We start from the raw sequence: 6,712 nt of genomic DNA, 5'->3' as shown, positions 1-6,712 counted from the left end.
GCGGGGGGCGCGGCGGGGCGGGGTGCGGCCGCTGAGGAGGATGAGCCGGGCGGCGCGGTGGCGCTGGCCGGCGTACGGCTCCAGCAGGGCGAGCATCTCGTCGTCGTCGGCCTGGCGGCGGTCGGCGAGGGCGTGGCCGACGATGCCGGGCAGGTGGTAGTCGCCGACCGAGACCTCGTCGGGGGCGCCGTTGCTGCGCTGGACGGTCTCGGCGGAGGTCCAGGGGCCGATGCCGGGGATCAGCTCCAGGCGCTCGCGGGCCTGGGGCGGGGGCATCGCGGCGGCCTCCTCCAGCCGCCCGGCCACCCGTACCGCGCGCAGGATGGTGGACGAGCGCTTGGCGTCCACGCCGGCCCGGTGCCACTCCCAGGACGGCACGAGTGCCCAGGTCCGCGGCTCGGGCACGACGTACAGCCTGCCCCCGTGCGGACCGGGCGCCACCTCGCCGTACTTGCGCACCAGCAGCCGCCAGGCCCGGTACGCCTCGTCGGTGGTGACCTTCTGCTCCAGGATCGAGGGGATCAGCTCCGCCAGGACCAGGCCGGTGCGGGTCAGGCGCAGACCGGGGCGGCGGCGTTCGGTGACGGCGAGCAGGCGGTGGCGCGGGGTGAAGGCGGACGGGTCGTCGGCCTCGCCCAGCAGCGCGGGCAGGGCGTCCAGCAGCCAGTCGGCGCCGGGCCCCCAGGCCTCGGCCCGGACCGTCCCGGCGTGCGCGGCGACCCGCAGGGCGCCGGGGCCGGCCGGGGTGCGGGCGGTGCGCCAGACGGAGCCGTCCGGGGCGGCGTGGAAGCAGGGGTCGCCCGGGCCGCGCCGCAGCGGGCCCAGGGTCAGCCTGAGGTCCAGCGGCCAGGGCGGGGTCCAGTCGCGGACACGGGCCGGGGCGGCCTCGGCGGCCCGGCCCGCCGGGGAGGTCTTCTGCGCGGGTATGGCGAGGCGGCCTCCGCGCACACTGGTGCGGGTGGCCCGGGGGGCGTAGCGGCCTGCCACCTGTCGTTCGCCGTTCGTACGTGGGGATGGGCAGCCCGGGACGGGCAGCCGGGAGGGGCTCCACCGAGGGTAGCTCGCGGAGCCCCTGAGAGGCGGGGCGCTGCCGGTCGGGCTCCCTGGTCCGGCTACTGGTCGGAGGAGAAGCGGACCGAGGCGTCGGGCAGGCGGGCGTCGCACCAGACGCGCAGGCCGTGGCGCAGCTCGTTGTCCGCGCCGACCTGGGCGCCGTCGCCGATCACCGCGCCGTCCAGGACGGTGCGGGCGCCGATCCGGGCGCGCTCGCCGACCAGGGAGTCGGTGACGACCGCACCGGCCTCCACGACCGCGCCGGCCAGCACCGTGCTGCCCTCGATCCGCGCGCCCTCGCCGACCACCGCGCCCGCGCCGACGACCGTGCCGCCGGTGAGCTTGGCGTCGGCGGCGACCCGGGCGCCGTCCAGCACCAGCTTCTCTCCGCGCCGGCCGGGCACGGCCGGGGAGGGGGCGCGGCCCAGCACCAGGTCGGCGGAGCCGCGGACGAACGCCTGCGGGGTGCCGAGGTCGAGCCAGTAGGTGGAGTCGACCATGCCCTGGAGGTGCGCGCCGTCGGCGAGCAGACCGGGGAAGGTCTCGCGCTCCACGGAGACGGGCCGGCCGGCCGGGATGGTGTCGATGACCGAGCGGCGGAAGACGTAGGCGCCGGCGTTGATCTGGTCGGTGACGATCTCCTCGGGCGTCTGGGGCTTCTCCAGGAAGGCCGTGACCCGCCCGGTGGCGTCGGTCGGCACCAGCCCGAAGGCGCGCGGGTCCTCGACGCGGGTCAGGTGCAGGGAGACGTCCGCGCCGGAGGTCTGGTGGGTGTCGACGAGGGCGCGGATGTCCAGGCCGGTGAGGATGTCGCCGTTGAAGATCAGCACCGGCTCGTCGGGGCCGGAGCGCAGCTTGGCGGCCACGTTGCGGATGGCGCCGCCGGTGCCGAGGGGGTCGACCTCGGTGACGTACTCCAGGTGCAGGCCGAGGGACGAGCCGTCGCCGAAGTAGGGCTCGAAGACCTCGGCGAGGTAGGAGGTCGCCAGCACGACGTGCTCCACGCCGGCGGCCCGGGCGCGGGCCAGTTGGTGGGTGAGGAAGGGCACACCCGCCGCCGGGACCATGGGCTTGGGGGTGTTGATGGTCATCGGACGGAGCCGGGTGCCCTTGCCACCGACCAGGAGGATCGCTTCTGTCACCTGTCGTCTCTGCTTCCTGCTGGGTCCGGTCGATGGGCCACCTCGGTCTGATGACCGACACGAGCGGACAGTGTAGGCAGACGGTGAGCGCGGTCCTGGTGCCCGCCCGGGCGGCGGCCCGACCCCCGCCGCCCGGCCGGACCGGTCAGCGTCCTTGCAGCCTGGCGGCGGTGGAGCGGGCGGTGCCGAGACGGTCGTAGAGCCGGGCCCCCGGGCACTCGGTGGAGAAGCCGTCCCGGTGGCCCGAGATGACGTTCAGCTTGACCTTCACGCCCTTCTTGTAGAGGTTCGAGCCGCCCGAGGTGAGGGTGACGCTGCCGCTCGGGTTCTTCCCGTACAGCCCGAGCTTCCACGCGGTGATCTTGGCGACGCCGTCCACAGCCGCCGCCGGCGGGGTGGAGGAACCATACGTGCCGAGCACGACGACGCCCATGCTGTTGGAGTTGAAACCGAGGGTGTGGGCGCCGAGCACCGCCTTGGCCACGCCTCCCGCCCGGCCCTCGTAGATCTTCCCGCACTTGTCGACGGCGAAGTTGTAGCCGAAGTCCCGCCAACCGCTGCTCTTGACGTGGTAGCGGTAGATACCGCGAAGGACGGAGGGCGCCTGCTGGCAGGTGTAGTTGTTGCCGGTGGCGCTGTGGTGGACGAACGCGGCCTGCACCGACTTGGTGTAGACGAAGTTCTTCTCCCGCATGCTCTCGTCGGCGCCCCAGCCCTTGCGGGTGACGATGCCGGGCCGCGGGCCGACGTACGGCTTGGCGGCGGGGACCTCGCCGGCCTGCTCGCTCAGCTCGGCGGCCTCCTCTGCGTACAGCGCGTCGGTGTCCGCCTTGGACAGCTCGGGGATCTCCAGCGCGCCCAGCGGGGCGTGCTCGGCGTTGACGGCCGAGGCGGCCGACTCCTCGGCGGTCAGCGCGCCGCTGGTGACGGGGCTGTCGGCGGCGGTGTCGGCGCCGGAGCCGGGGGTGGTGTCGGTGGGGGGCGTGGCCGTGGGCGCCGGGTCGGCGCCGGGGTCGACCAGGTCGACGCGCAGTCCGCGCGGGAGCGGGGCGGCGGAGGAGCCGGCGCGGGGGGCCTCGGCCCGGACCCGGACCTCGACGCCGTCGGAGGGGCCGACCCAGAGCGGGGCGGTGGAGCCGCGCAGGCCGCCGGCGGCGCCCTCGGCGGTGGAGGCGTCGGCGCCGTGCGCCTCGTTGTGGGTCTCCAGGTCCTGCCACTCGGACCAGGTCCCGGTGGAGGCGGCCCGGGTGCGGACCTGGACGGCGCCGTCGAGGGCGGTGGCGGGGTCCTCCCACACCACGCCCAGCAGCGAGAAGGGCTGGACCTCCCGCTGGGACAGGCCCTGCTGGGGTGCCCCGGTGGTCTGGTCGGCGCGCAGGCCGACGAGCGGGAGGGACTGGGTGGAGCCGGGGACGGCCGCCCGGTCCGCCGGGTCGGCGGCGGGCGCGGTGGCGGCGGACGGGTCGGCGGGCGCGGTGACGGCGGTATGCCGTGCGCCGTCGGGGGCGTCGGAGGTGGCCGCCTGGGCGGCGGCGGGCAGCGAGAGCGGGATGACCAGCGCCGCGGTGCACGCGACGCCGATCGCGGAGGCAAGGTTGGCACGCATGAGCCGATCGTGGGCCGCGTCGGTGCGGCTTCGCCTGCCGGTTGCTCCGTACGGGAACTGACGCCCCGTCGCTCCTTCCGGTGGACGCCGTCACCGGTGCGGCCCTTCGCGCGGGGCCGGCGCGCGTACCCTTGCGCGGGTGAACGCCAGCGACCGCACCCCCGCCGACCTGCTGCGATCCGCGCTCGCCGCGGACCCGGCCCGCCCTTTGGTCACCTTCTACGACGACGCCACCGGTGAGCGCGTCGAACTGTCGGTGGCCACCTTCGCCAACTGGGTGGCCAAGACGGCCAACCTGCTCCAGGACGGTCTGTCCGCCGAACCGGGCGAACGGGTGGCGCTGCTGCTGCCCGCGCACTGGCAGACCGCGGTGTGGCTGGTGGCCTGCGCCTCGGTGGGCGTGGTCGCCGACGTGGACGGCGACCCCTCGCCGGCCGACCACGTGGTGGCCGGACCGGACCGGCTGGCGGACGGGCTGGCCTGCCGGGGTGAGCGGCTGGCGTTGTCGCTGGCCCCGCTGGGCCGCCGCTTCCCGGCCGCGCCGGAGGGCTACGACGACTACGCGGTGGCGGCGCCCAGCCAGGGCGACGTGTTCGCGCCGTACGTGCCGGTGGACCCGGACACCCCGGCGCTCACGGTCGCGGGCGAGGAGCTGACCGGCGCGGCGGTGGTGGAGCGGGCCCGCGCGGACGCGGAGCGGCTCGGGCTCGGCCCGGGGTCGCGGGTGCTGTCGGCGCTGCCGTACGGGAGCTGGGAGGGGCTGTCGGCCGGGCTGTACGCGCCGCTGGCGGCGGGCGCGTCGGTGGTGCTGTGCCGCAACCTCGACCACCTGGGCGCGGACGCGTGGGAGAAGCGCGTCGCCAGCGAGCGGGTCACCCACACCCTGCGCTGAGCCCCGGGGCCCGCGCGGGGCGCCACCCGTCCGGCGCACCGCGGGCCCCTCCCACCGGGTCCGTTCGCCTCTCCCGGCGGATGATCGGAGGGAGGGAGGGCCGGCGCCGGGAGGCGCAGGGCCCCGCCGGCGGCGACGGAAGGGCGGGTGTACGACGTGGCCGACAGCCCCGACACGCCCCCGGAGCCCCCTCCCGGCGGGCGCGGGAAGCGGCCCTCCGGACGGGCCCGCGGCCCCGGGACCGGGCGTGCGCGCTCCGGATCGGGCGGCGGCCGGTCCGGCTCGGGGCGCGCCCCGAAGAAGTCCCGCCGGCCGGGGCCGGGCCCCGGCGACGCCAATGACCGAACCGGTTCCGGCTCAGAAGCCGGCGCAGGATCCGGCACCGCTGCCGGCTCAGGGTCCGGTGCCGGTCCCGGCTCAGGATCCGGCACCGCTGCCGGCGCGGGTCCTGGGCAGTGGCGCGCCCGGTCCGCGGCCGCGCCGAGCGGTGGCGCCGCGTCCGGTGCGGGGGCCGCCCCCGTCTCGTACCGCCGGCCCCGCTGGCTGCGGGCGGTGGCGTTCGTGGGGGCGTTGAGCGTGCTGGCGGCGGCCGGCGGCGGGTGGTGGGTGTACCGGAAGCTGGACGGCAACATCACCACCGACACCTCGGCCGCCGCCGAGCTGGAGCGGTACGAGCGCGAGCGGCCCGCCTCGACGGTGCGCGGCGCCCGCAACATCCTGCTGCTGGGCTCCGACAGCCGGGCCGGCGCGGGCAACTCCGCGTACGGCCGGGACAAGGGCACCCAGCGCTCGGACACCGCGATCCTGGTGCATCTGGCCGCCGACCGGCGCAGCGCGACCGCCGTCTCCCTGCCGCGCGACCTGATGGTGCGCACCCCGAGCTGCCGCGACCGCGAGGGCGGCGCCGAACCGGCCGCGTTCGCCCAGTTCAACAGGGCGTTCGAGGTGGGCGGCGCGGCCTGCACGATCCGCACCCTGGAGAAGCTGACCGGCATCCGGGTGGACCACCACATCGTGGTCGACTTCCAGGGCTTCAAGCAGATGGTGGACGCCGTCGGCGGCGTACGGGTGTGCGTGCGCCAGCCCATCCACGACCCGGACGCCAAGGTCGACCTGAAGGCGGGTCCGCACACGCTCGACGGCGAGCAGGCCCTCGGCTACGTCCGGGCCCGCAAGACCCTCGGCAACGGCAGCGACACCGCCCGCATGGACCGTCAGCAGCAGTTCCTGGGCGCGCTGGTGAACAAGGTGCAGAGCAACGGCGTACTCCTCAACCCGACCCGGCTCTACCCGGTGCTGGACGCGGCGACCAGGTCGCTCACCACCGATCCCGGCCTCGACTCGCTGAAGGACCTGTACGACCTGACGCGGGCGATGCGCGGGGTGCCGACCGAGAAGGTGCAGTTCCTGACCGTCCCCCGGCGGCCGTACCGCGCCGACGCCAACCGGGACGAACTGGTGCAGCCCCAGGCGAACGCCCTGTTCCAACGGCTGCGCGCGGACCAGCCGGTGGCGGTCACCCCGGAGGAGGACGGGACCGATTCCGGCGCGTCGGGCAACCGGAAGCGGAAGCCGTCCGCGCTGCCGACGTTCACCGGGACGAGCGCCGCCTCCGGCGCCTGCCGCTGAGCGGGCGGTCCGCCCCGACCGGCGGTACCCGTGAGTAAAGCCCTAGCCAAGGACGGGGTGTTCAAAGGCGCCGATTGCCTGCAATGCCCGCTTGTAAAGGGGGTGGAATTTGTCACGGGCGTCGCCCCGCGCTGAACTGGGCGGATAGTGTGACGCGATCCGGGCGCAGCCGACCGCCGGTCGCACGCAACCGGACCTGTGGACCCGGGCGTCCCCTCTGGGGGGATGGGGGGCCTGGAGCGGCACCGACGGAGGACCCAAGCATCGTGGATGCGCACAGCCGTGGGCGGGTGGAGGACATCGACCCCGCAGACCAGTGGGTGCTGAACCCGGAGACCGGCAACTACGAGCTGCGACTGGACCATTCCGCACCGCAGCGGCCGGCCGGCG

5 protein-coding genes are annotated in these 6,712 nt (G+C 75.8%); 2 read left to right on the top strand and 3 right to left on the bottom strand.

All coding sequences use genetic code 11. The features are described 5' to 3' along the window. From C6N75_RS28375 to C6N75_RS28365, 3 genes are all read right to left on the bottom strand, one after another. A partial coding sequence (locus tag C6N75_RS28375; protein WP_105871715.1) for a DNA-3-methyladenine glycosylase family protein occupies positions 1-987 on the bottom strand: 987 nt, incomplete at its 3' end. Between the two features lie 125 nt (positions 988-1,112). After that, complete coding sequence (gene manB, locus C6N75_RS28370; protein WP_105871714.1) at positions 1,113-2,195, bottom strand: mannose-1-phosphate guanylyltransferase; 1,083 nt, start codon at positions 2,193-2,195, stop codon at positions 1,113-1,115. A gap of 145 nt (positions 2,196-2,340) precedes the next feature. After that, positions 2,341-3,801 (bottom strand): peptidoglycan recognition protein family protein, encoded by a 1,461-nt coding sequence (locus C6N75_RS28365; RefSeq protein WP_105871713.1) that lies wholly within the window; start codon positions 3,799-3,801, stop codon positions 2,341-2,343. 139 nt (positions 3,802-3,940) lie between these two features. Here C6N75_RS28365 and C6N75_RS28360 point away from each other — a divergent pair, with 139 nt between their 5' ends. Then, positions 3,941-4,693, top strand: a complete 753-nt coding sequence (locus tag C6N75_RS28360; RefSeq protein ID WP_105871712.1) for a TIGR03089 family protein — start codon at positions 3,941-3,943, stop codon at positions 4,691-4,693. 561 nt (positions 4,694-5,254) lie between these two features. Continuing rightward, entirely contained in the window at positions 5,255-6,322 is a 1,068-nt protein-coding gene (locus tag C6N75_RS28355) for an LCP family protein (protein ID WP_407703286.1), read from the top strand. Positions 6,323-6,712: the final 390 nt, after the last annotated feature.

The sequence above is a fragment of the Streptomyces solincola genome, assembly GCF_002982015.1.
Lineage (GTDB): Bacteria > Actinomycetota > Actinomycetes > Streptomycetales > Streptomycetaceae > Streptomyces > Streptomyces solincola.
This window is presented reverse-complemented; position numbering and strand designations above follow the sequence as displayed.